This window comes from Pseudoalteromonas aurantia 208 (assembly GCF_014858725.1).
In the GTDB taxonomy this organism is placed as follows: Bacteria; Pseudomonadota; Gammaproteobacteria; order Enterobacterales; family Alteromonadaceae; genus Pseudoalteromonas; species Pseudoalteromonas aurantia.
The window spans coordinates 273,929-298,678 of record NZ_AQGV01000009.1; the positions used below are offsets into that span (position 1 = coordinate 273,929).

General features: G+C 41.6%; 25 protein-coding genes. 14 read left to right on the forward strand and 11 right to left on the reverse strand.

Annotated elements, in window-relative coordinates:
- Positions 1 to 8 precede the first annotated feature (8 nt).
- The gene (purT, locus tag PAUR_RS01240; RefSeq protein ID WP_192506011.1) at positions 9 to 1,196 is read right to left on the reverse strand and encodes a formate-dependent phosphoribosylglycinamide formyltransferase; all 1,188 of its coding nucleotides are present in this window, start codon (positions 1,194 to 1,196) and stop codon (positions 9 to 11) included.
- A gap of 185 nt (positions 1,197 to 1,381) precedes the next feature.
- Here purT and PAUR_RS01245 point away from each other — a divergent pair, with 185 nt between their 5' ends.
- Positions 1,382 to 2,404, forward strand: coding sequence for a sulfite exporter TauE/SafE family protein (locus tag PAUR_RS01245; protein WP_192506012.1), 1,023 nt, complete (start codon positions 1,382 to 1,384; stop codon positions 2,402 to 2,404).
- Positions 2,405 to 2,412: 8 nt separating this feature from the next.
- On the opposite strand, the gene PAUR_RS01250 is transcribed toward PAUR_RS01245, so the two are convergent.
- Positions 2,413 to 3,084, reverse strand: a complete 672-nt coding sequence (locus PAUR_RS01250) for a fumarylacetoacetate hydrolase family protein (RefSeq protein ID WP_318782590.1) — start codon at positions 3,082 to 3,084, stop codon at positions 2,413 to 2,415.
- 119 nt (positions 3,085 to 3,203) lie between these two features.
- On the opposite strand from PAUR_RS01250, the gene PAUR_RS01255 reads away from it, so the two are divergent.
- Positions 3,204 to 3,881: a nitroreductase family protein gene (locus PAUR_RS01255; RefSeq protein ID WP_192506013.1), complete on the forward strand. Its 678-nt coding sequence runs from the start codon at positions 3,204 to 3,206 to the stop codon at positions 3,879 to 3,881.
- A gap of 112 nt (positions 3,882 to 3,993) precedes the next feature.
- Here the strand turns inward: PAUR_RS01255 and PAUR_RS01260 are convergent, their stop codons facing one another.
- A complete protein-coding gene (locus PAUR_RS01260; protein ID WP_192506014.1) occupies positions 3,994 to 4,296 on the reverse strand; it encodes an ArsR/SmtB family transcription factor in 303 nt (100 codons plus the stop codon).
- 132 nt (positions 4,297 to 4,428) lie between these two features.
- Between PAUR_RS01260 and PAUR_RS01265 the strand changes: the two genes are divergently transcribed.
- Positions 4,429 to 4,776 carry a rhodanese-like domain-containing protein gene (locus tag PAUR_RS01265; protein ID WP_192506015.1) on the forward strand — a complete coding sequence of 116 codons (348 nt, stop codon included), beginning with the start codon at positions 4,429 to 4,431 and terminating at the stop codon, positions 4,774 to 4,776.
- Between the two features lie 168 nt (positions 4,777 to 4,944).
- Positions 4,945 to 7,506, forward strand: coding sequence for a serine hydrolase (locus PAUR_RS01270; RefSeq protein ID WP_192506016.1), 2,562 nt, complete (start codon positions 4,945 to 4,947; stop codon positions 7,504 to 7,506).
- Between the two features lie 240 nt (positions 7,507 to 7,746).
- Here the strand turns inward: PAUR_RS01270 and PAUR_RS01275 are convergent, their stop codons facing one another.
- Together PAUR_RS01275 and PAUR_RS01280 are read right to left on the reverse strand one after the other, a co-directional pair.
- Positions 7,747 to 8,370: an OmpA family protein gene (locus PAUR_RS01275; RefSeq protein ID WP_225738239.1), complete on the reverse strand. Its 624-nt coding sequence runs from the start codon at positions 8,368 to 8,370 to the stop codon at positions 7,747 to 7,749.
- A gap of 67 nt (positions 8,371 to 8,437) precedes the next feature.
- The gene (locus PAUR_RS01280; protein ID WP_225738240.1) at positions 8,438 to 9,238 is read right to left on the reverse strand and encodes a substrate-binding periplasmic protein; all 801 of its coding nucleotides are present in this window, start codon (positions 9,236 to 9,238) and stop codon (positions 8,438 to 8,440) included.
- Between the two features lie 178 nt (positions 9,239 to 9,416).
- Between PAUR_RS01280 and chrA the strand changes: the two genes are divergently transcribed.
- Positions 9,417 to 10,541, forward strand: coding sequence for a chromate efflux transporter (gene chrA / locus PAUR_RS01285; RefSeq protein ID WP_192506018.1), 1,125 nt, complete (start codon positions 9,417 to 9,419; stop codon positions 10,539 to 10,541).
- Here chrA and PAUR_RS01290 read toward each other — a convergent pair.
- The 3 genes from PAUR_RS01290 to speA form a co-directional block, all read right to left on the reverse strand.
- Entirely contained in the window at positions 10,503 to 11,723 is a 1,221-nt protein-coding gene (locus PAUR_RS01290; protein WP_192506019.1) for a mechanosensitive ion channel family protein, read from the reverse strand. The genes chrA and PAUR_RS01290 overlap by 39 nt on opposite strands.
- 161 nt (positions 11,724 to 11,884) lie before the next feature.
- Positions 11,885 to 12,760 carry an acyltransferase gene (locus PAUR_RS01295; protein WP_192506020.1) on the reverse strand — a complete coding sequence of 292 codons (876 nt, stop codon included), beginning with the start codon at positions 12,758 to 12,760 and terminating at the stop codon, positions 11,885 to 11,887.
- A 124-nt stretch (positions 12,761 to 12,884) separates the two neighbouring features.
- Positions 12,885 to 14,765 (reverse strand): biosynthetic arginine decarboxylase, encoded by a 1,881-nt coding sequence (speA, locus tag PAUR_RS01300; protein WP_192506021.1) that lies wholly within the window; start codon positions 14,763 to 14,765, stop codon positions 12,885 to 12,887.
- A 331-nt stretch (positions 14,766 to 15,096) separates the two neighbouring features.
- On the opposite strand from speA, the gene speE reads away from it, so the two are divergent.
- The gene (gene speE / locus PAUR_RS01305; RefSeq protein ID WP_192506022.1) at positions 15,097 to 15,957 is read left to right on the forward strand and encodes a polyamine aminopropyltransferase; all 861 of its coding nucleotides are present in this window, start codon (positions 15,097 to 15,099) and stop codon (positions 15,955 to 15,957) included.
- 85 nt (positions 15,958 to 16,042) lie between these two features.
- Here speE and hemE read toward each other — a convergent pair whose 3' ends face one another.
- Positions 16,043 to 17,107, reverse strand: coding sequence for a uroporphyrinogen decarboxylase (gene hemE, locus PAUR_RS01310; RefSeq protein WP_192506023.1), 1,065 nt, complete (start codon positions 17,105 to 17,107; stop codon positions 16,043 to 16,045).
- A gap of 457 nt (positions 17,108 to 17,564) precedes the next feature.
- Between hemE and rsd the strand changes: the two genes are divergently transcribed.
- Positions 17,565 to 18,035, forward strand: a complete 471-nt coding sequence (rsd, locus tag PAUR_RS01315; RefSeq protein ID WP_192506024.1) for a sigma D regulator — start codon at positions 17,565 to 17,567, stop codon at positions 18,033 to 18,035.
- 80 nt (positions 18,036 to 18,115) lie between these two features.
- Here the strand turns inward: rsd and fkpA are convergent, their stop codons facing one another.
- Positions 18,116 to 18,868: an FKBP-type peptidyl-prolyl cis-trans isomerase gene (fkpA, locus tag PAUR_RS01320; RefSeq protein ID WP_192506025.1), complete on the reverse strand. Its 753-nt coding sequence runs from the start codon at positions 18,866 to 18,868 to the stop codon at positions 18,116 to 18,118.
- 247 nt (positions 18,869 to 19,115) lie between these two features.
- Between fkpA and PAUR_RS01325 the strand changes: the two genes are divergently transcribed.
- The gene (locus PAUR_RS01325; protein WP_192506026.1) at positions 19,116 to 20,102 is read left to right on the forward strand and encodes a WD40 repeat domain-containing protein; all 987 of its coding nucleotides are present in this window, start codon (positions 19,116 to 19,118) and stop codon (positions 20,100 to 20,102) included.
- Positions 20,102 to 20,314: a SlyX family protein gene (locus tag PAUR_RS01330; RefSeq protein WP_192506027.1), complete on the forward strand. Its 213-nt coding sequence runs from the start codon at positions 20,102 to 20,104 to the stop codon at positions 20,312 to 20,314. The genes PAUR_RS01325 and PAUR_RS01330 overlap by 1 nt, the downstream gene beginning before the upstream one ends.
- A gap of 20 nt (positions 20,315 to 20,334) precedes the next feature.
- On the opposite strand, the gene PAUR_RS01335 is transcribed toward PAUR_RS01330, so the two are convergent.
- On the reverse strand, positions 20,335 to 20,535 hold the full coding sequence (locus tag PAUR_RS01335; RefSeq protein WP_192506028.1) for a YheV family putative zinc ribbon protein: 201 nt from the start codon (positions 20,533 to 20,535) through the stop codon (positions 20,335 to 20,337).
- 131 nt (positions 20,536 to 20,666) lie between these two features.
- Here PAUR_RS01335 and PAUR_RS01340 point away from each other — a divergent pair, with 131 nt between their 5' ends.
- From PAUR_RS01340 to PAUR_RS01360, 5 genes are all read left to right on the forward strand, one after another.
- Complete coding sequence (locus tag PAUR_RS01340; RefSeq protein WP_192506029.1) at positions 20,667 to 22,586, forward strand: ATP-binding cassette domain-containing protein; 1,920 nt, start codon at positions 20,667 to 20,669, stop codon at positions 22,584 to 22,586.
- Positions 22,583 to 23,047, forward strand: a complete 465-nt coding sequence (locus PAUR_RS01345; protein ID WP_192506030.1) for a TIGR02444 family protein — start codon at positions 22,583 to 22,585, stop codon at positions 23,045 to 23,047. Before PAUR_RS01340 ends, PAUR_RS01345 begins: the two co-directional genes overlap by 4 nt.
- 118 nt (positions 23,048 to 23,165) lie before the next feature.
- Entirely contained in the window at positions 23,166 to 23,309 is a 144-nt protein-coding gene (locus tag PAUR_RS01350; RefSeq protein WP_192506031.1) for a hypothetical protein, read from the forward strand.
- Between the two features lie 179 nt (positions 23,310 to 23,488).
- Positions 23,489 to 24,472, forward strand: a complete 984-nt coding sequence (locus PAUR_RS01355; protein WP_192506032.1) for a hydrolase — start codon at positions 23,489 to 23,491, stop codon at positions 24,470 to 24,472.
- Entirely contained in the window at positions 24,469 to 24,708 is a 240-nt protein-coding gene (locus PAUR_RS01360; RefSeq protein ID WP_192506033.1) for a YheU family protein, read from the forward strand. Before PAUR_RS01355 ends, PAUR_RS01360 begins: the two co-directional genes overlap by 4 nt.
- Positions 24,709 to 24,750 lie beyond the last annotated feature (42 nt).

Consider the following 24,750-nt stretch of genomic DNA (forward strand, 5'->3'; position numbering starts at 1 on the left):
TGTTTCACTCACACGTCTACCTGTATTTTTTCAATTATATTTTTAGCTTTATTCACTGCTCGCTCAACAGACTCATCACGCGCAAGCGCCACACCCATACGACGAGTACCCGCAACTTCGGGCTTCCCAAATAGACGAATATCGGTGTGCGATTCGCTCAATGCCTCTGCCACGTTGTCAAACGCCACGCGATTTGAATTCCCTGTTACCAAAAGCACACTGGATGCTGAAGGCCCTGAAAAATGAATATGCGGAATGGGCAAACCTAAAATAGCACGCACATGAAGTGCAAATTCACTTAAATCTTGTGATATTAAGGTCACCATACCAGTATCATGAGGCCGAGGTGACACCTCACTAAAAAAGACCTCATCACCTTTAATAAACAGCTCTACCCCAAATAACCCACGCCCACCTAACGCATCAGTCACTAGAGTTGCCACGGCTTTGCTTCGCTCTAGCGCCAAAGCACTCATAGCTTGTGGTTGCCAACTTTGTTGATAATCACCATTTTCTTGTACATGCCCTATTGGCTCACAAAAACTCGTGCCTGCAATATGACGCACTGTTAATAACGTGATTTCATAATCAAACTCAACAAAGCCCTCAACAATTACGCGACCCTGCCCAGCTCGACCTCCCTCTTGGGCATGCTGCCACGCCAGTTCGATATCTTGAGAATGCTTAACAACACTTTGCCCTTTCCCTGATGAACTCATGATTGGTTTTATTACACATGGAAAACCAATTTCTGCAACGGCACGCTTAAAGTCATTTAAGGTATCAACAAATTGATACTTTGAAGTCGGTATATTGAGCTCTTCTGCTGCCAATCGACGAATACCTTCACGATTCATGGTTAGCTGAGTTGCTTTTGCACTGGGGACCACAGTAAAGCCTTGTGCTTCCAGTGCGACTAACTTATCCGTAGCTATGGCCTCAATCTCAGGCACGATATAATCAGGTTGCTCTAGTTGAATGATACGCTCCAGCTTGTCACCATCTAGCATAGACAATACATAGCGCCTATCAGCCACTTGCATGGCGGGGGCATTGTCGTATCTATCTAAGACAACCACTTCACATCCTAAGCGTTTAAATTCGATGACCACTTCTTTGCCAAGCTCTCCTCCCCCACATAGCAAAACCTTGCATGCAGATATAGAAAAAGGCGTGCCTAACTTTCTTATTTTCATAATATTTCCTTGGTAAGGTAGAATCGTATTCTATAGTGACTAATAAAAAAATGCTTGAGTAGTAAAGGTTTATTACAGTAAAAACGCTGGGTGACAAGTTTTTATAATGATGAATAATCAGCCAACCTTGATCCCTGTGGAGAGAACGGGCACAATACCCGCACCAAGTAAATGGAATGTTATTAATGTTAAGTACACAACCAAGGATTCAGGGACTTTACTGGTTTACACTTGTCGTTGGGCTATTATTTTGGGCCAGTAATTACTATTTATATTTCAACGTCGAACAGCTAACAGCCAGCTGGAAAACAGGCTTAACAATGTTATTCGGCTCGTTTGTCGCCGGATCGACACCGTTAGGCGGTGGCGCCGTTGCATTCCCTATTTTAACTAAAGTGCTTGCGGTATCTGCTGAAGACGCAAAGGTGTTTTCACTGTTCATTCAATCTATCGGTATGTCATTTGCAACGCTATTCTTTATCAGTAAAAGAATAGAAATTGACTGGAAAACACTCAGTTACGCTCTGGTTTTCTCAGCCTTAGGGCAATTTGCATGCTTATTTATTCATATCGAAAGCGGCCTAGTTATCAAGCACATGTACACTTGCTTTTTATTACTGGTTGCAATTATATTGCTTGATAGCTTTACCCATACACCTAAGATATATCACCTTATTTTTGCGCGTAAAAGACTGGCAACTGCGGCATTTATTGGCGGGGTGGTCAGCGGCTTCTTAGGAGCCGGTGCTGATACATTATTGTTTTTTTATTATGTCATTCTGATGAAGCAACCTGCAAAAAAAGTGATCCCCACAACGGTTGCTTTGATGGCCGGCAACGCGATCATTGGTTCTGTACTCGTCTTATCCAGCAACACTGCACCTTCACCATTTGTGATATCTAGCTGGTTTTTTGCTGCACCTATCGTGGCCATAGGCGCGCCATTAGGCGGGCTTATTATGACAAAGCTTCCGGCAAAATCTATTCTCGCCATGGTTATTTTTATTATTGCTTTAGAGGCCGTTACTACCCTCACACTACTACCACTTAATTGGCTGGAGGCTACCATAGTCTATTTGCTATTAGGGTTATTGCTGGTCAAAATAAAAATCGAGATATTCTTTACACGATACAAGCCTGGGGTACAAAATATCATTCTCACAACCGGGCTCATTAGCCGACGAACCCGTATTCCTCCCAAGCCTTAAAGTCTCTGTTATGTAATAATCGTGGTACTGTTATATTTTTCACCATTTTCATACTGCAGCTGAAGTTTATCGCCGTGGGCAAGTGAACCGACACCTGCTGGAGTTCCTGTCATAACAATATCACCAGGGTAGAGTGAAAAAACCTGCGCAATATTTGCTATGAGTGCCTCAACCGAGTTGATCATCAAAGAAGTGTCACCGTGTTGCTTGAGCTCTCCATTAATCCAAAAACGATATTCACTATCGTGTAAATTGTGATGCTGTGATACCGGCGTAAAAGGCGTCAATACACAACTCCCATCGTAGGCTTTCGCCCGCTCCCAAGGTAACCCTTGGCTTTTTAAACGCGTTTGTACACTACGTAACGTTAAATCTAACCCTAAGCCAACGCCAATCACAGCATCTGCATAATTCACGGTATCTCGGTCAACGACACTGCCAATTAGAATAACTAACTCTGCTTCATAATGGTGCTCACCTAAATCCTCTCGCAATGTTATTTCACTGCCAAATGATTGAAAACTACTGCTGGGTTTCATAAATAGCAATGGCTCATCAGGAATTGGGTTATTGAGCTCTTGTGCATGGGCAACATAATTCCGGCCAACACATATTGCCTTCCCTACAGGCAAGTCAATGATCCTTCCATCATCCCATGTCGCTTGATATCGCATATTCATTTACTCTCTGTATTTAATTAATTACATCACAAATTCACATTTTTATAACGCATGTTGCGCCTCAGCACTGCACAGGTTATAACTTGCCCATATACTAACTAAAATAATCAGGTGATCCTATGAAAGAGCATGCCAATATACCTTTGAGTGATTTTGTTGAATATCCTCAAGAGGAAATGCTGCAACGTGCTAATGAATACTTAGCAAACACCAAACGCCGTCATTCAATCCGCAGTTTTAGCGACCGCCCCGTCCCTCAGGACATCATTGAAGCATGTATAAAAACAGCCGCGACTGCGCCAAGCGGGGCAAACCATCAACCTTGGCACTTTGTCGCAATTCATAGTCAAGATGTCAAAAAGCAAATTCGTCACGCAGCGGAAGAGCTAGAGCAATCGTTTTATGAAGGCCGCGCGGGAGAAGAGTGGTTAGATGCGTTGAAACCTTTGGGTACTGACGCACAAAAACCGTATTTAGAGCATGCCCCATGGCTCATCGCGGTATTCAGTCAGAAGAAAGGCGGCATCCAAACCGAAGATAAAAATACCAATTACTATGTCCATGAATCTGTCGGACTCGCGACGGGGTTTTTAATTCAAGCGCTGCACAATGCTGGTCTTGCTACACTCACACATACTCCAAAACCAATGAGCTTTTTAACCGATATCTGCGGTCGAGACCGTGACAATGAACGCCCGTATATGTTGCTAATTGCCGGTTACCCCGCTGACGATGCCACGGTGCCAGAGCATGCACTGGTGAAAAAACCGTTCGATGATATTGCGACCATTTTATAGCTCAAACACTCACTCACATCTTTCGATGCTGAGTGAGTCATTGTATCTGTGGCACTCAATCACAATACCCGCTAAAAAGGTGCCATGACCAACACACTAACACCGTGTATACTCAAGGCTCTTTCAGGCAAAAAAGTTGATACAGTGACGTGACCAACGCAACCACTTTTTCATCACTTATCACGTAATAAATCGTTTGTTTCTCTCGACGCGTGCTAACAATATTTGCCTTTCTTAAACTCGCCAAATGTTGAGACAAAGCTGATTGTGAAAGCTGGACTTTATGATTAAGCTGCCCAACACTCATTTCGTTTTCAACAAGACTGCATAAAATCATCAACCGATGCTTGTTTGCCATCATTTTCAACAAGCTTGCCGCCTGCTCAGCATTGTCTGCCATATTTGTGAGAGTCATGCATCTGCCTATGTCAAATAGTATACCTTTAGTATAGTGTTCTAGCGCGCTTCAGTCTAACATTAGAACTTGCTAATGTAGTGATAACAAATATACTTAACATTCTATTAGTAAACTATATCAAGGTGCCTCATGCTCACTAGCGTACAAGATGTATTAAAAACAGTTAGCCCTAATCAACGCTGTATCAGTGCAACACAAGCTAAAGTTGAACTATCAAACAAAGAAAGTTTACTGATTGATGTTAGAGAACCTAATGAGCATCAACAACAAGCAGTAGCACATGCTATGAACATACCCCGGGGGTTGCTTGAATTTAAGCTACCAAATATAGAAAAAGATGCGCAAAAGCCCATCTACTTACATTGTGCGACAGGCGGGCGAGCCATATTTGCCGCTGAACAGCTGACACGATTAGGCTACCAAGATATTAGTGTCATTACCTGTAAATTTGCAGAGATATACGACGCCTTTAAATGATTTATCTTACGCTCGATTCTCTTTAACACAGTGGTTACGCCTTTTTGTATAAAACTGTAGGGACCCATTAACGCTTCATCACAATTGCTTAATAATTACTCACAGCATCTTCCTTATGCACATGTATAAAATATCTCCAACGTTACAAATGTGCAAAAGGAACCGGTTATGTTTGAAAAAACAAGATTCATAGGAATACTGCTAACCACACAACTGTTACTCGCTGGGTGCAACAGCCATAACGATAACAAAGATCAAGATCCCTTATTAGGTATTTGGAACAAAACAGCCTATGGGGAAGTGTTAGAAATCACCAAAGATAAGATCAGTCGATTCGAGTATAACCAACACGGTTGCATGAACACTCACTCATTTATCAGAGGAACAGCACTCCCTACCGAAATTGACCAACTTAAACGACATTCTAATAACGAATTACATGTTGCTTATCAAGGAGAGTTAGTCATCTCCCGGTTTGATAAAGTAACAGGATTGCCAACCTCTTGCTTAACACCTATAGACACCACCAATGACATATCTGCAGTCCAAACCTTTGACTACTTTTGGCATACATTTAATGATTATTATGCATTTTTTGAATTAAGGAATGTAAATTGGCAAACACAATACGAGACATTTAGACCTCGTGTTACAAACGCAATGAGTAAAGAAGCCTTGTTTGAGGTGCTTGCGGCTATGATTGCGCCGTTAAAAGACGGCCATGTCAGCCTCAGCTCTGACTTTTCAGCATTTTCGGTAGGCAAACCCTCTCCACTATTTGACGCAATACAAGGGTTGGCGAATAGCGCGTTACGACACGGTGAGCAACCCAATGAGCAAGCTGTCACGCACTACATATTGTCTACCTATGAAAATACACTCACTCAATATATCTCACCATCAAGTCTGAATACATTTCCAACGGGTGATACATTGAAAACCTTTATTTGGGGTAAAACCGCTGACAATGTTGGTATATTGACTATCAACAACATGGCGAACTTCCATACGCATCCTCAAGCAACATCGACTGAAAACATGGCTGCACTGGAGCGTCATTTAGATAAAATCATGCTTGATTTGGCCGAAACTGAAGCACTTATTCTAGATATTCGAATCAACACCGGCGGCAGTGATGACTTAGCATTGACTATCGCACAGCGATTTGCGACCCAAGACATTCTGGCTTTTAATAAACAAGCCATCAACAAAAGCGGCTTGGGTTCACCATATCGTTCACTTGTGAAACAACATAATACCCCGTATAACAAGCCTATCTACTTACTTACTAGCCAAATCACCGCAAGTGCTGCAGAAGTATTTGCGATGGCGATGCTACAGTTCCCCCATGTAACTCAAGTAGGTGAAGAAACTTCTGGAGAATTCTCAGATATTCTCTCTTTCAATCTGCCAAATGGATGGGAGGTCGGTCTCTCAAACGAAATATATCGTAATGCTCAAGGCGAAAACTTTGAGCAAGCAGGCCTACAACCCAATATTGATGTATCCGCCTTTTCAAGCTTTGAACTTGAGTCTAATCGGTTTGAAAGTTATGACCATGTACTGTCTTTATTAAATAAACAAAGCTACCTCCCGATTAGCGTTACGACTTTTGAAGAGCAGGTTAATCGTATTATGTCTGAGCATAACTTACCTGGACTATCGGCTGCAGTGATACATAATGGCTCAACGGTATTTGCAGGAGGCTTCGGTGTTAAAGACTTACAACATTCGCCAGTGTCAGCCGATACGCCTTTTTTCTTGGCATCAGTGACCAAAACGCTGGTTGGCGCCACCCTTGCTCAAGCAGTTCACAATAAGCAAATATTGTTAGACGAGACCGTCGCGCCTTTATTGCCGTTCCCACTCTTTATACCCAAAGAACAAGCTGAACAAATTTCACTACGCCATCTTATCACCCATACCAGTGGCATAATTGACAACCCGCAAGTCTACAATTGCACATATTACGTGTTAGATAACTATGTAAGCTTATATAACCTAATGACGCAAAGCAGTAACTGCGTTAACCAAGTGAATCCGAGCTTACCCAACTTATTCGAGCAATACTTAACAAGTAATGGAGAATTAAACAGTCCCCAAAATTTCATTCATCAATACAACTTTTCTGTTGGTGAGGTCCAGGTTTACTCGAACATCGCAACATCATTAGCAGCGTATGCACTTGAAAAAAAAACCAACGAGTCATTTACTGAACTCTCGCACCGTTATGTATTTTCCCCGTTAAACATGCAAGACACGAGTTGGGGACTCGCTATACCCTCAAACGACGTCGCCCAAAGGCTTTATATAGATCCGGAAACGATGCAACCAATGCAGTTCCCAAATTACCGCACCATTACGTATGCAGATGGCTCTGTTATTTCCACAGTGAACGACCTTACGAAGTTTTTGAAAGCCACAATGAATCAAGGGGTGTTAAACAATAAGCAAGTACTGCCCGCTAAGGTAGTCGAAGATATGCTGTCATCGCAAACAGATGTGCCAACATCAAGCCGAGATATTGGTTACTTCTGGAATTTAGATGGAGCCATTGTTCACCACGATGGTGCTGATCCTGGCGTGCTCACCTACCTCATTGGTGATACGCATACTCAAAATGGTATTGTTTTACTCAGTAACGGAGATTTTAATTCTGATTCCCATAGCGAAGCACTCTCACAAATAAAAGCACTGGCACTGCGTCTTGCATATACATATCAAAAATAAAGACAATGGCGGGGTAATACGTACCTCGCCAATTTACTACGCTTATTTAACCTCAGGTTTGGATAAGGGTTTTGGAATAGGAAATATTTTGAAAACAAACTTACGTACATTCCAATGATGATATTTTTTTCAATATCAAGGCGCTTTTATGCAGTAATAGCGGGCTATTACAAATGAAAGCAACGCCGAGAGTGAGAAAAATAGCTTTATTGGGCAGATTCGCTTACCCAGAGCTGAGGTTTATTTAGCCTTTATCTCTATTTCCACCCGCCGATTTAACGCACGTCCGTGAGCTGTTGTATTACTGGCAATACTTGAAAACTCACCCATGCCCACGGCTTGCAAACGTCCTGCAGCAATTTCTTGTGCAAGCAAATAATTCTTAATCGTCTCTGCGCGCTGCTCACTGAGGTGTTGATTAAATGCGGTGGTTCCCTCGCTGTCGGTATGACCCGTAATGATCAAGCGTGTTTTATCATACTGATGCATAACATCGGCGATGTCGTTCAACGTACTATAAAAATCTGCAGAGATAGTCGCTTGGTTACTTGAGAAAGTTATTTTACTGGGCATCACGAGTCGCATAGTATTCCCCTCTCGGACAATAGTGACACCTGAACCAGCAAGCGAGTCATTGAGTGCGGCTTCCTGCCTATCTATATACTCTCCTACAGCTGCGCCTGCGATTGCGCCAATAGCCCCTCCAATAAACCCCCGCTTATTCTTATGATTCCCCGTTGCTTTGCCCAATATAGCTCCGGCGGCTGCACCTAAGCTTGCTCCTTTATCTGCCTGTGTCATTTCACATCCAGAGAGCGATAAAAGGCCAGCACCCATAGCCACATAATACACCATAGCCTTCATATTATTTCTTTCATTCTGATCTCCCATAGGCATGAGTATGCTCAGAACAAATGAATAGAAAGTTAAGCTATGGTGATTCTGGCAGCAGCCTTTTTGGAATAGCAGGTAAATGGTAGGGTGCAATCACTTTATCAAGCGTACCCTGCTGAGCAATATCCACCATTCCCTGCATTAATTGTTTTGCCACTGTCGTTTTGGCAAATGCTTTACTAAATGCCATATGCCCATATATGGTGTTCGTATACCTATATGCGACCTTTTTTAATTTTGAAGCTGGTTGCTCAAGGACACTCATCGCGACTTCCGCCGTGTCTTCAACGGCTATAACAAGGTCAACTCGCCCTTTCAGTAATAAATCAACCGCAACACGTTCTGAAGGCACAGCGACTTTGTTCAGACTGCGATCTTCATTAAACTTGGTAAAATATACGCCTCCACGCATCACGGCAATGCGCTTATTTTTCAAATCTGCGTAGTTATTGACGACAATGCTACTACTTTGCTTAGCGTAAAATACAAAAGAGGATGGCAATGCCATATAGGCTGGCGTGACAAAACGTATTAGATTATCGCGCTTGGGGGTACGTATAAGCCCCCCTAATACATCAACTTCACCCTGTATTAGCATTCTCAAACAACGAGAAAAAGGGCATGGAACAGGCTCTATTTTATAACCTCGTTCTGCATACGGCTGTAGTTGCGTTAATATATCTATTATCAGCCCTGACACATCCCCCTCATCAGTGATGACACTATAAGGAGGCGCATGATCGATAGCCACATACACTTTATCATGGTCAGCATGTGCAATATTGACTAATAATAGTAGCAATATCAACGTCAATGAGCTGACAAAAGACCATTTCAAATTATTATACCTCTGTTCTTTAATCACAACCTGCAGCACACTTTTATCGCGCTTAAAAGACATAAACTATTTAAGTAAAGGCAACTTAAGCATAGCGAAAAAATACTACACCGCATAGTCACAAAAATGTCATAATTATATGTAAGGCTGAAGTGCTAACCATAACATAAGGTGAACCATGGTATTGAGTATTTTCTATCAGTTTTTCTTGTTAGGCTGCACAAGTTTTGGTGGCCCAGCTGCCCATCTTGGCTTTTTCAAAAAACACTTTGTTGATAACCTCAAGTGGTTATCAAACGAGCGCTATAGCTCGATGATCAGTTTATCACAAATATTACCAGGCCCAGGCTCCAGTCAAGTCGGCTTTGCTATCGGCGTAGAACGTGCAGGCCTGTTAGGAGGTATTGCAGCTTTCATTGGCTTCACGTTACCTTCTTTTTTAATCATGGTAGTACTGGCTTTGAGCGCAACCCAATTACAAGACAATTTGACTGGCGTCATTCATGGCTTAAAACTCTTTGCCGTGGTCGTTGTCGCCGACGCTATTTTATCAATGGCAAAGAGCTTTTGTAAAACCACCGCACTCAAACTCGTTACGTTTGCAAGTACCTTATTTATACTTATTTCTCCAAGTATATTTAGCCAAATTTGGTTGCTGGTGATTGCTGCATCTATGGGGATGCTCTACCGCTTCAGCCCTATACCCGATAGCACTACATCGAAAATCGGCAAATGGCACTGGCCTGCACTCGCTCTTTTCGTCGGGTTATTTGTCCTATCATTTTTCGGTTTCTCAGACTATCTCTATGCGCCTTTTTACCAAGCTGGGGCTTTGGTTTTTGGCGGCGGTCATGTGGTGCTACCCCTGTTGCAAAATAGCGTAGAGCACCTTTCTCAAGAAAGCTTTCTAACCGCTTATGCCGCGGCGCAAGCTGTGCCGGGTCCAATGTTTACTATTGCAACCTATTTGGGTGCTGTCACACAGCCTGATAATGTCTGGTTTGGCGCTATTATAGCAACCCTTGCTGTATTTTTGCCCGGTTTACTACTTATGTATAGCTGCCACCATAGTTGGCATGCATTGAGTAATTTACCAAAATTTGCCAGTGTAACTGCGGCAATTAATGCGGCTGTTGTTGGCCTACTCGCGGCTGCATTTTATCAGCCTATCTGGTCATCAAGCGTTACTAGTCTATGGCATATTGCCATTGTCGTTGCTGGGTTTTGTTGTATGAAACTGTTTAAACCACCAATTTGGATGATGTTAATCGCCTTCGCTTCGCTGGGTTTGTTCTTGTCGTGAGTTTATTTGTAGTTGTCCTGATACTGTTTGGTACGGGCGCAACTCAAATTCAGACATTGTAGCTATCATATGGTCCATAATATCGGCTTGTAAGTGTTCATAAAAAACCCATTGCTTATTCACACTAAAACAATAAAATTCAATTGGTAAACCATGGTGTTGAGGCGCGAGTTCTCGCACCATTAGCACACAATCTTGGTTAATATCTTTATGCTTACGCAGATAAGCTTCTGCATAACGGCGGAACAATCCAACATTCGTAATGGGCTGTGGTAACTCGCCAACGTCTAAAAGTTCAGGGAACACACTTTGCAGCTGCGTCACGCTGGCTGCATTTAACGTAACGACACTATGCATATCTAATAACAACGCCCGTTTTATTCTTCTACCCGCAGACTCTTGCATCGCACGCCAATTCTTAAAAGAATCCGTAATGAGCATATAAGTGGGGATGGTTGTTACCGTGTTATCCCAATTTCTCACTCTTACCGTATTTAGCCCTAAATCAATGACTTCGCCATCAGCACCAAATGCGTCGACTTGGATCCAATCACCAATTGTCACCAGTCGATTTGCAGCAATTTGAATGGATGCAACCAGCCCCAAAATTGTGTCTTTAAATACTAACAAAGTCACAGCAGCAATTGCACCAAAACCTGAAAGTATGTAAGTCGGTGATTTATCTAACAACAAACTGATGATTAAAATACTACAGACAATAAAAGTCATCAATTTAGTAACTTGCACAATGCCTTGTATAGGTACGTCTTTAGCGAATCGCAATTGACTGTAAATCCCATGAGCAAGATTCACTAAGCTGCTGAGTAAAAACCCAGAAATAACAATCAGAACAATTTGGCCCACTGATTTAAAGCTCAATAGCACCCATTCAGGCGCCACGAGCACACGCGGATAAAATGCCAAAAATGCCACACAACTGAGCATTGCCGCCATTCTACCAGTGAGTTTATTGAGGTGCTCTGTGAGCTGTCCCAAGCGCGATGGAGAAAACTTAGTGAGCGTATTTTGAATGGTTGGAAATACCAACCGACGGGTGAATATATATACAAAAATAACGCCGATAAAGCCAATGCTGTTTGCCGAAATAGCACTCAATAAAGCTTCTTTTGGTAGTCCATTAAGCCATGGTTCAATTAAGTCCGTTATATGTGCAATACTCATATTTTAATCACTCCTCATCAGCTTACGCTAATACAATCACCGTATTTCCACATCTTGGTTTTTGAAGGTGAGTGCTGTGTACTCATTAACTGCTGGCACCTAATTAGCTAAGATTTATTGAAGAGCGTATTTACACATGCTCCCCACACCTATCTTGCGGTCTATTTAACGTGCTGTAATTTTTCAAGCTGCTGATCTTTGTCGCTCCATAAACGATTTAATTCTGACTGAAAACGCACTCTAAATTCGTTGTCGTTACTGTAATCCCCTATTAGCTCTTCACTTACAGGCATTACATCAATGTGCACATCTACTCTTTTTACCTTGCCACTGACAAAGTCGATAAAGTTTGGGATCCCGTCTGGATAATGAATTGTCACATTCACCACTTTGTTAATTTGCTCACCCATCGCTTGCATCACAAATGCAATGCCACCGGCCTTTGGCTTTAATAAATGGTCAAACGGACTTTTTTGGCGCTGATGCTTCTCTGGTGTAAAACGTGTGCCTTCTACAAAGTTTACAATACTCACAGGCATAGTTTTAAACTTCTCACAGGCTTTACGCGTTGTTTCTATATCCTTGCCTTTGAGCTTCGGGTTTTTACGCAATTGGCTTTTGCTGGTTCGGCTCATAAATGGGAAATCTAGCGCCCACCAAGCCAAACCTAGCACTGGCACGTACAATAATTCCTTTTTCAAAAAGAAATTTAAGAATGGGATCTTTCTATGTAAAACGCGTTGCATAATCACAATATCGACCCAACTTTGATGATTGGCAATCACCAAATACCAATCCTTACGTTTAATATCTTCTAAGCCTGTTATATTTAGCTCAAATGGCGTGATTAAATTCTGATTACAGTTATTACCTGCAACCCACATGCTTGCACACTCTTTGGCCAGTTTACTGCAAAGTTTTTGCCATATAGGGACTGGTAACAACTTCAATAAGCCAAATAAGAAAATGGGTATAAACCAAACTAACGTATTCAGGGCATACAAGAATAAACTGATAATGCGACGTAACAACGACATTCAATGTTTCCTTTACAACAACCTAAGTCAAAAGGCTAACATCTTGCTACATATGCGAGCCTAATTCATGATGGAGAATAATACCTTGTTTTTATGCTACGAAAAACCTAAGCCAATAAAAAGCTTAATCTTCAAAATAGGTATACCCTGCTAATCCTGCGTTTAATTCAGCTAAATATTGCGCTTTTAAATCATGCTCAATATCCAATTTGCTCACTTGTTCAACAAAATTATTAGACAGCTTTTCATGATCATAATGCACAAATTTCAAAACATCAGCCACGCTATCCCCTTTAATTGCATTGGTTAACGTATATCCTTGCTCCGTCAACTCCACATGCACAGAATCCGTATCACCAAATAAGTTATGTAAATCACCTAATATCTCTTGATAAGCTCCAACCATAAACATGGCTAAATGGTATTGCTGACCAAATTGATAAGGCGGTATTGGCAAACTTGATTCAATTCCCGAGCCCTCAACATATTCTCTGATCTGTCCATCAGAATCACAGGTAATATCTTGGATAATGGCCCTTTGAGTCAATGGTTGATCTAAAGACTCTATCGGCATTACAGGGAATAGCTGTTGGATCCCCCAAACATCAGGTAATGATTGAAATAAAGAAAAGTTCACAAAAAGCTTATCAGCCAACTTCTCATTTAAATCATCCAACACTTCGCGGTGTGAACGTGCATTATCGCTTAATGTTTCACGAACTTGATGCAAAATAGTGAAATACATTAATTCAATTTGTGCCCATTGCGTCATGCTCACTAAACCATGCACATATTGACCATGCGCTTCGCTAAATAAATGCATTGCATCGTGATAAGCCTCTAATGCCAAGCGTGGTGTGATGCGATGGAGCACTTGCCATAACTGGTGCAAAATAGCATGATCACTTTTATTCGGTGGTGTATTTGACGTTTGCTTTGGCGCTTTTTCAATATCAATAACGTCTGTGATTAACACAGCATGATGCGCTGTAAGTGCACGACCTGATTCGGTGATAATCGCGGGGTGCTCTAGATCATGTTGGTCACATACATCCGCAAAAGCACTCACGACATTACGAGCATACTCCGCTACCGTATAATTCATTGAGCAAGCGCTTCGTGACCCAGAACCTTCGTAGTCCACACCTAGGCCGCCGCCCACATCCACCGTTTTTAAGGGCACGCCTAATCGAGAGAGCTCTGCAAAATGACGGGCACATTCCGTTAATGCCCGTTGAATATCACGAATATTGGCAATTTGCGATCCGATATGGAAATGCACCAAATTCATTAAATGTAGTTTGTTATGACGCTTTAAAGTCTCCACTGCTTCTAATACTTGCCCCGCAGTTAATCCAAACTTACCTTTTTCACCGCCTGTATTCTGCCATTTACCTTTGCCAACTGAGTTTAATCGGATCCGAATACCAATCGCTGGTTCAATGTCTAAGTCGTCAATTTCTTTAATGAGAGAGGTTAATTCAGAAAGCTTTTCAACCACCACGTTAACGTTATGACCCATCGCTTGCCCAATGCATGCAAGACGTAAAAACTCACTGTCTTTATAACCATTACACACAATGGTAATCGGTTTGTTCGCAAGACCTAAAATAGCCATTAATTCAGGCTTAGACCCGGCTTCCAAACCAACTAACCCGCTCGGGTGAGCTAATAGTTTACTCACCACCGAACGTTGTTGATTCACTTTTATCGGATAAACACAGGTATAGTGACCTTGATACTGCTTTTGTTCACAAGCCAAGGAAAACGCCTCTGTCATAGTATCAACACGGTGTTGCAGAATATCTGTAAACCTGACTAAAACCGGTAATGTTAAACCTTCTGCTTTAAATTGTTCAGTCAGTTCGGTCAATGAGATTGCCGGAGTCCTTTTTTCCCCATCCGGAAATGCAACGAGCTCACCTTGGTCGTTAATATCAAAATAACCATCACTCCAATGTGCAACATTATAGATATCTCGCGCTGTCTCTAAGCCCCATTTCATGGCAATCTCACTTACTCAATTCGAAAGGCGTATTTTAATACTAGCGCATACTATTGGCGAACAAAATTCACGTCTCTTTCGTGAAAATACGCTTATATTTTTTTCAAAAGCGCGAAAGTCACACTTTGATGCAAAGTTTAGAAGCAATACATATATCAAACAACCGTTAAGCATGCCTCACTTTGTTATTCCTTGTTAGCCAAATCAAAGCACTATCAACGACAACTCAGATGAAACATGAGCTTTTAGCTAAAATGCGCTAAAATAGATTGAGCAAACACGTGCTCACTGGCAAAATTACCCGAATTAGAATAGTAAGTGTGAAATATATATGGCAAATCTAGAAGCAAACCGTTGGTTTACCGAAGTAAGTGACCGTGATGGCAGCGCCTTTTCTCTGCGTATCAACAGAAAACTCGATGAGATCCAATCTCCATTCCAGAATGTTGAAATGTATGAAACCACCGACTTTGGCAACTTAATGATAATCGATGGCTGTACTATGGTCAGCAGCAGAGAAAACTTCTTTTACCATGAAATGATGAGTCACCCAGCATTGTTTTCTCACCCAGCACCGAAGAATGTCGTTATTATCGGGGGGGGGGATTGTGGAACCCTGCGTGAGGTTTTAAAACACCCAGATATTGAACGTGTTACGCAAATCGACATCGATGAAGTTGTAACACAAATGTCGCTTAAATACTTCCCCGAACTGTGTGAATCGAATAATGACTCAAGAGCCACCATCATGTTTGATGATGGCATAAAATTTATGAAAGAAGCGGATGCTGAATCTATTGATGTCATTATCGTTGACGGTACCGACCCTATAGGACCTGGTGAAGGACTCTTCAACCATGCCTTTTATACAAGCTGCTTAAACGCTTTACGTAAAGGTGGGATCATGATCCAACAGAGTGAATCCCCCCTAATGCATATGCCGCTACTCATTGAAATGCGTGATGCAATGACAGATGTTGGGTTTGTTGACTTACAAACTTTACCCTTTCCGCAACCGATTTACCCTAGTGGCTTATGGTCATCAACGATGGCCCGCAAGGGTGAAGGGTTCTCAGGCTTCAGAGAGCAAGATGCTGATAAAGCACTATTTCATACCGATTACTATAATACAGGCATTCACAAAGGTGCACTGGCAACTCCTAACTTTATGAAACGCGCATTTGCCAAATAGCACTTGAAAAACGGACCCCATAAATACAAAAAACCCAAGCAATCGCTTGGGTTTTCTGCAAATGAGCCACTATCTTATAGCGTGCTTACTTATGATACTGCGCACTAAATTCGTGAACCGCATTAATGAAAACGCCCGCATGCTCAGGATCCACTTCCGGCGTAATACCATGGCCCAAATTAAAGACATGGCCATTGCCTTCACCAAATCCAGCTAGAATGTGCTGAACTTCTTCACGAATACGCTCTGGCGTACCATGTAGCATTGATGGATCCATATTACCTTGCAAGGCAACCTTATCACCCACGCGACGCTTAGCATCACCAATATCAATTGTCCAATCCAAGCCTACGGCATCACAACCTGTCGCTGCAATCGCTTCGATCCACTGGCCCCCATTTTTTGTAAATAGCGTTACCGGCACTTTTCGACCATCATTTTCACGAATGAGACCGTCTACAATCTTATGCATATATTGCAATGAGAACTCTTTGTAATCACGAGGACTTAACACACCTCCCCATGAGTCAAAAATCATTAACGACTGTGCACCCGCCTTTACCTGCGCGTTCAAGTAATCAATCACTGAATCTGCTAATTTGTCTAACAACAGGTGCAATGTCTTAGGTTCAGCAAACGCCATTTTCTTTATTTTTCCAAAGGTTTTACTACTGCCCCCTTCCACCATATATGTGGCAAGTGTCCAAGGAGAGCCAGAAAAACCAATCAAAGGCACTTCACCTTTTAATTCGCGGCGAATTGTACTGACCGCGTTCATCACATAACCCAGCTCATCGGTAGGGTCTAATTTGGGGATTTTCTGCACATCAGCCAAAGAACTAATAGGGCGTTCAAACTTAGGCCCTTCCCCAGTTTCAAAGTACAAACCAAGGCCCATTGCATCAGGAATAGTCAAGATGTCGCTGAACAAAATAGCCGCATCGAGTGGATAACGACGCAACGGCTGCAAGGTAACCTCACATGCCAATTCTGCATTTTTACACAAGCTCATAAAATCACCTGCTTGCGCGCGAGTTGCACGATACTCAGGTAAATATCGACCTGCTTGACGCATCATCCATACTGGCGTGACATCAACAGGTTGTTTCATTAACGCACGTAAATAACGATCATTTTTCAATTCGCTCATAGCGGCTCTCAATTCCAAAGCTTTAAAAATTGAGCAGATTGTATCATCATACACGCAAACGCTCTATGAAAAGCAAGCACCAAAATACGGGAATATGATCTAGATTAAAAGAGGCTGAAATTCAGAGAGTTAGTCCATCGCTACGTAACAAAATGTAAAACAACTTATTAATTTGTTTGCAACAGAGGTAAAAGCTTGGTATAAAATATCCGCGTTACAAAAATAACAACAAAACACCTTTATAATAAAAATAACAACTATTATCAAAGAGCTAAACTCATTTACAAACCACCTACGGGTGGTTTTTTCTTGTGAAAACCAACTGATTTACCCAAAATAACAACCCATTAAAAATCAACCACCTACACCAGTTTTGGTGAAATAAAATAAAAATAGGTTGACCTTTGCAGCAGATTTCCTTTTCATAGAGGAAAACAATCCGCTAAAGGAGTCCGCTATGCTTTCTAGGTTAGAACAAGCCCAACAAAAATGGGGAGGTAGCCATAGTGTTATTGATGCATGGTTGGCTGAACGTCAAGAGCTGTTATTACTTTATTGTAAAATAGCTGGATTTTCCCCTTACGATAAGAATGAACAAGCTTTACCAGAGCAGGTACAAATTCAATCTTTCTGTCAAATTCTTATGGACTATTTATCCGCTGGCCATTTTGAAATCTACGATAACATCGTAGAAGCCTGTAAGGAAAAAGGCCCTGAAAGCGCACAATTAGCGCAAGCGCTTTATCCTAGAATTGCTGATACAACTGACCTTGCTTTAGATTTCAATGATAAATATGCCGAAGCTTCTCAAGAAAGCCCATTGGTAGAGTTTGATAGTGATTTATCTAAATTAGGTGAAACACTGGAACTGCGCTTCGAGTTAGAAGATGAGTTGATTGATAACCTCTATGCCAATTATAGTCGTTAATAGCTATGCCATTGCGGAACGTTAGCAACAATTAAAAAAGGGCCTATTGAGGCCCTTTTTGCTGATGCTGGAGAAATGAATTACTCCGCAGCAGCTTCCGCTTTTTCTTCTTGGATCTCCAGTAATTCAACTTCAAATACTAAAGTCGAGTTTGCTGGGATTTTACCTAGATCACGCTCACCGTAACCTAAGTTCGCTGGAATAGTAAACTTGTATTTAGACCCAACTGGCATTAATTGTAAACCTTCAGTCCAACCTGAGATAACACGATTTAATGGGAAAGTAGTTGGCTCATCACGAGAATACGAGCTATCAAACTCAGTACCGTCAATTAAAGTGCCTTTATAATGTACCTTAACAACGTCAGTGACTAATGGCTTTTTACCTTCACCTGTACTTAATACTTCATACTGTAAACCTGACTCAGTAACGGTTACACCTGCTTTTTGTGCATTATCTGCTAAGAACTTTTCGCCTTCAGCTTTATTCTTTTCAGCATCTACTTTGGTTTTTTCAGCTTGTAACTCACGTACCGATGTGTCTAACGCAGTAAGGACTTCACGGATTTTAGCTTCATCTAGTTTTGCTTCTCCCGCTAATGCGTCTTGAAAACCACGCATAAGTAACGCTTGATCTAGCTCAACACCAAAACCTTTTTTATCAGCTAGGTCTTTTTGCAAGAAATTACCTACTGAAGCGCCAATGCCATAAGCTTGTTGTTGTAGCTCTGTTTCTAGTTTAACTTCAACTGGCTTTTCTTCAGCTTTTTGATTACATGCAGTTAATGCTAAAACTGACGCAGCAATCAAAGACAATTTAATCGTCTGTTTCATTCTGTCTATTCTCTCTTTCCGACATACCTAACGGTAGTCTGTTAATATTATATTAATGGTTAAATCTATTGTAGCCACATTATCATTCATCGCAGTAGATGCCAAATTCAAACGCTAAACGTAGAATAAGTTAACGCGACTTTGTGTACTTGATACGCTAGTATCTAATAACATACTACTTCTAACGGGCAGATTATATATAGTCTACCCTTTGCACTACATGACGTTAAGGGAAAATACCGATATTATGCCCAATGTTTTTCGTGTCGCCCTGCTATCACTATTAATTTTGCTTATAAGCTGCTCTGATGGCTCTAACCAAGCTGAGTTTACTGTTGAACACGCCGCACGGGGTGCATTCACAGCTGCGCTTTCTCAAGATGGGCGTTACAGTTTAGTGTCCTCAGTCGAACATGGTGTCAGCCTATGGGACAATGATAGCCATGGGCTAAAATATCAATGGCACCAATCATCTGAGCATGAAAACCTCGTCCACTCACTGGCTATTGCATACGATAATAGCTTTGCCGTTACTGCCGAAAATAATACTTTTGCCATTTGGAATATAAAAAATGGCAAAAACCACGGTTTCTATCAAATAAAAACAGGCACTATTCGCGACATTGCAATCAGCAACCAGGGCCGTTACATACTTTATGGTCGCAGCGATAACGTTGTTGTACATCTGGACTTAGAAAGCGGAAGGCGCATAGAGTTCCTTGGACATCAAGAAAAAATTAATAGTATTGCATTATCACCGAATGGACATTTTGCTTTAACTGGCGCAAATGATTACAGTGCTTACTTCTGGAATACCAAAACTGGGCAGGTAATTCATCGATTTAATCACCCAAGTCGAGTCACAAAAGTCGCATTAGATGCCAGTGGGCAGTATGCATTTACCGCAGACAGTTTAAAAAAAGCCAGCATATGGCAACTGACTTCAGGTGATCTTGTCTCGCAATTACAGTATATTGCCCGACAGAAAATTTTTAGTGCTGTGCGTTTCAATCAAAGTAGTGAACTGCTACTTACCGGTTCACCCAGTCGACAAATGGATTTATGGCAGGTAAATGATGGACAAAAGCTTGGATCTTGGCTTGTTGAGCCCAGATCTGGGAGCCGACCTAAATCAGCCGTTGTATTTGATGTGGCATTTGTAAACCAAGACCAAGCACTATTAACAGAAAGCTCTAGTGGACTACTAGAACGATTTAAGCGAGTAAACCGTTGATGACTGATTTAGAAAACCGCGTTATGGAATTAGAGGCTAAAGTGTCTTTTCAAGATGACACGATAGACACACTCAATGATGAATTACAAACTCATCAAAAGCGCCTAGCGAAGATGCAGCGCCAAATTGAATTAATTGGTGAGAAGATGAAGGAAACCAGTGAGTCTGGTATTATTCCACAACATCAAGAACCGCCTCCTCCCCATTACTAACCTTTCGTTATTCAGCCAGTTTACTCTGGCTTAAACACACCAATAACTTGTTCAAACTGGCGAGTCGACGCCTGCACGGCTGCTTTTGGTTGTGTCATGATATGACCACACTCAACACATTCGACCTTTTCCACATCATGTTCTTTAAATAGCATCATCACATCCATTTTTTTACACTCTGGACACGATGCGCCTGCAATAAAGCGTTTTTTCTGTTTCACAAATGTTCCCCTACTACTGGGTTATATAACAACCATCCCATTTTATCCTAAAGCGACTGTGCATGATACGCTTGAACAGGATTAAGCAGATCATGTTATGATGTGCCCAATGCACATTTAGAATTGAAACTATGATCCAGCTGTCTGATATTGAGTTACTTCGTGGTGGTAAAACACTCTTAAAAAATGCTAATGCCACTTTATTCCCTGAGCATAAAGTTGGCTTAGTCGGCGCCAATGGCTGTGGAAAATCCACTCTATTTGCGCTATTAAAAGGTGAATTACAATTAGACTCTGGAGATTTTCAATTTCCTAAAGATTGGTCTATTGCCTCGGTAAAACAAGAAACTCCAGCATTAGACATCAGTGCGCTGGAATATGTGCTGCAAGGTCATCACGAATATTATCAATGCCGCATCACTTTGCAGCAAGCTGAGGCGAGCGGTGACGGTGCGGTACAAGCCAAAGTACATCAAAAGCTTGAACTCATTGATGGCTATAGCATTGAATCTAAAGCGGGTGAATTACTGCATGGCTTGGGGTTTACAAATGCGCAAATAGATAACCCTGTGAGTGCCTTCTCTGGTGGTTGGCGCATGCGTTTAAATCTAGCCCAAGCGCTCATTCGTGATGCTGATCTGCTGCTGCTTGATGAACCAACTAACCATTTAGATTTAGATGCGGTTTATTGGCTGGAGCGTTTCTTGCGAGCATATACTGGCACTCTGGTGCTAATTTCTCACGATAGAGAGTTTTTAGATGCCGTCATTGACCAAATTTGGCATATAGATCAACAACGCATAAATATTTATAAAGGCCATTATTCTCAGTTTGAACGCCAAAAAGCAGAAAGAATGGCACAACACCAAGCTTTGTTTGAAAAGCAACAAGAACATATTGCACATTTAGAGCAATTTATTACACGATTTAAAGCAAAAGCAAGTAAAGCAAAGCAAGCGCAAAGTCGGGTTAAAGCGCTAGAACGAATGGAGAAGCTTGCGCCAGCGCATGCAGATTCCCCCTTCAACTTTGAGTTTGCTGACCCCATAGCATTGCCTAACCCACTTATGACATTAGACAATGCTGTTGCTGGGTATGGTGATGTCACTATCTTACATAAAATTAAATTAAACCTTGTTCCAGGTAGCCGCATTGCCCTGTTAGGTCGTAACGGAGCTGGTAAATCAACTCTCATTAAATTACTTGCCGGCGAGCTTGCACCACAAGCAGGGGAAGTATTCCAACATCAGGGCTTAAATATCGGGTATTTTGCACAACACCAGCTTGAGTCATTAGACTTACAAGCAAATGCAATCACACATTTACAGCGTCTTGACCCCAAAGCCAGTGAACAATCCCTACGTGACTTTTTAGGCGGATTTGCGTTTATTGGTGACAAAGCACTTGATCCAGTTGCACCATTTTCTGGCGGAGAGAAAGCACGACTCGTACTTGCGATGTTAGTCTACCAAAAGCCCAATTTATTGTTACTTGATGAACCGACCAACCACCTAGATTTAGAAATGCGTCATGCACTCGTTATGGCATTGCAAGGCTTTGAGGGCGCCATGGTCACCGTATCACACGATCGCCACATGCTAAAAAATACAGCCGATGAATACTACCTCGTTGATAATGGGATGGTAACCCAGTTTGGCTATGACCTTGATGAGTATTATCAGTGGTTATTAAATGCAAACAAAGAGGCCGCGAAGAAACCGGAAGTAGACACAAAAAGTCACTCTAGTAGTAATCGTAAAGAACAAAAGCGCCTAGCAGCCGAATTTAGAAAGTCAGTGCAACCGTTAAAAAAGCAAATTGAAAAGCTAGAAAAAGCGCTAGATAAGCATTCCGATGAGTTGGCCACGATTGAGATGCAGTTAGCAGATAACGATTTGTATCAAGAAGATAACAAGGCTAAGTTGACTGACTTACTCAATAAACAAGCGCTCGTGACACCAAAGCTTAATCAAGTTGAAGAAGATTTGCTCATGGCATTAGAAGAACTGGAAGGAAAAGAGCGCCATTTTGAACAGAGTATGAGTGCATGAACGCACTCTCTGCGGCGCTGTTTTGGCAATTTTCTTGCGCTAGCTATGCCCTGCCTAACATCAAGGAGCTGTTGTTGTCACTACAAGATAAGCATAATAAAAACATAAACCTATGCTTGTTATTACTTTACCTAGAGCAACAAAAAATACAGTTAACGCCAATACAAGTTAAAGCATTAGCAGATCTGTGTTCGGATATAGACGCGCAAACATTGTTACAACACCGGCAATTGCGCAAACACATCAAGGTATCTTATCAACGCCACCCCGCTTATCAGTCATTGCGAAAGCAGCTGTTAACAAGTGAATTAGCACTTGAGAAGTTTCAACAGCAATTACTTATAGAACACCTCGAATCTGATACTTTGAACCATAACAACGTCTCAAATAACCTGACGTTTTACCTCGATGAGCACCACGCGCTAGCCTTAAAACAATGCTTTTTCGCCACAAAAACATGATCAAGATCAAATCAGTGAATTAACCCTCGTAGCACGCTTAAAAAACTTGATCTTGATCATAATCCTTCGTAAGCCCCTCCTCTAAGATGAATACATCAACTAATTAGGAGTCACGGCCATGAACGTATTCTTCAGAGACTTTTTTACTGACCCAGTATTATTCTTGTCATTCGGATTTTTGGGGATTGTGATTGGGCTGTGTCTATTTTATGTGTATTACTTTATCAAGAAAATTAATGACGCAGAAGTACCTGAACAATAAAGTAATTATAAAACAACAATATATATTCTCAATGTAGACGAATTAAGCACGACGCACAAAGCACCTTACTAACCTAGTTAGTCGGGTGCTTTTTATTATCTGCGATCATGCCTATTTAAGCCTCAACACATTCAGCGTTTTTTGTTAAACTAATCGACCCATTGATAGCAAGATGTTTTATGGATTACTCATTTAAAGGTGCATGGTGGATGCGCAACCGGCATGTGCAAACCATACTGCCGCGTTTTTTTAGACCATTTCAAAAAGTACCTGTCTATTTTGAGGAACTGACGACCCCTGATGGTGACTTCCTTGAACTTGCATGGGCCAAAAACAAAAAGCCCAGTGCCCCAATCGCGATAATTTTGCATGGTTTAGAAGGTAATATTAATAGCTTTTATGCTAAAGGGATGCTTAACGCACTCAGTAAGAAAGGCTTCAACGCAGTACTTATGCATTTTCGTAACTGCTCTCGCGCACCAAATAAACTGGCACGCGCCTATCACAGTGGTGAAACCAGCGATTTAAGCTTTTTAATTAAAACGCTGAAACAGCGCTATGCTGACAGCCCGCTTTATGCGGTCGGCTTTTCATTAGGCGGAAATGTATTAGCAAAATATTTAGGTGAACAACGCCATACATGTAAGCTCTCTGGTGCCGCCGTCATTTCTGCACCATATCACCTCTCATCTTCATGCCAAGTCATACGCAACAGTTGCTATGGTCTTTATCAAAAGTACTTGCTCGACAGAATGAAGAAGTCGTTTTCCCGTAAGCTACCAACTATTCAAAGTGTATTGCCTTTAGATAAAGTGACCCTGAATAACTTCGACGATTTGTGGCAATTTGATAATCAAATTACTGCTCCACTACATGGTTTTGACAATGCGGAAGATTACTATCACCAAGCCAGTGCTCAACCCTATTTAAAACATATACAAACCCCTACCTTGCTTATTCACGCTAAAGATGACCCAATGCTGTCTGTACAAGCCATCCCCCATGAAGCACAAGTTAGTAGTGCCGTTACGTTAGCGGTGTCAGAGCGTGGTGGGCATGTCGGGTTTATTAGTGGCATGAACCCGTTTAAACCCTTTTTTTGGTTAGAGCAAGCTGTACCTCACTACTTTACTACATTGGCCAATATGGATAAAAAAATATGATCATTCCTATGCAACAACTTGACCCAACCACACTGGCTAATTTAATTGAGCACTATGTTTTGCGAGAAGGCACCGACTACGGCGAGCATGAGTATTCCACTGAAGAAAAAATAGCCCATGTCAAAGCGCTACTCAACACTGGGGAAGCGCTGATTGTATTCTCAGAACTGCATGAATCTGTCAACATTGTAACAAAAGCCCAATTTCAAGCCATGCAAAGTGAGGATTACAGCTAAAGCTGGTTTTTCCCTCTTGTATTTTCAGTTATAGTTTAGAGC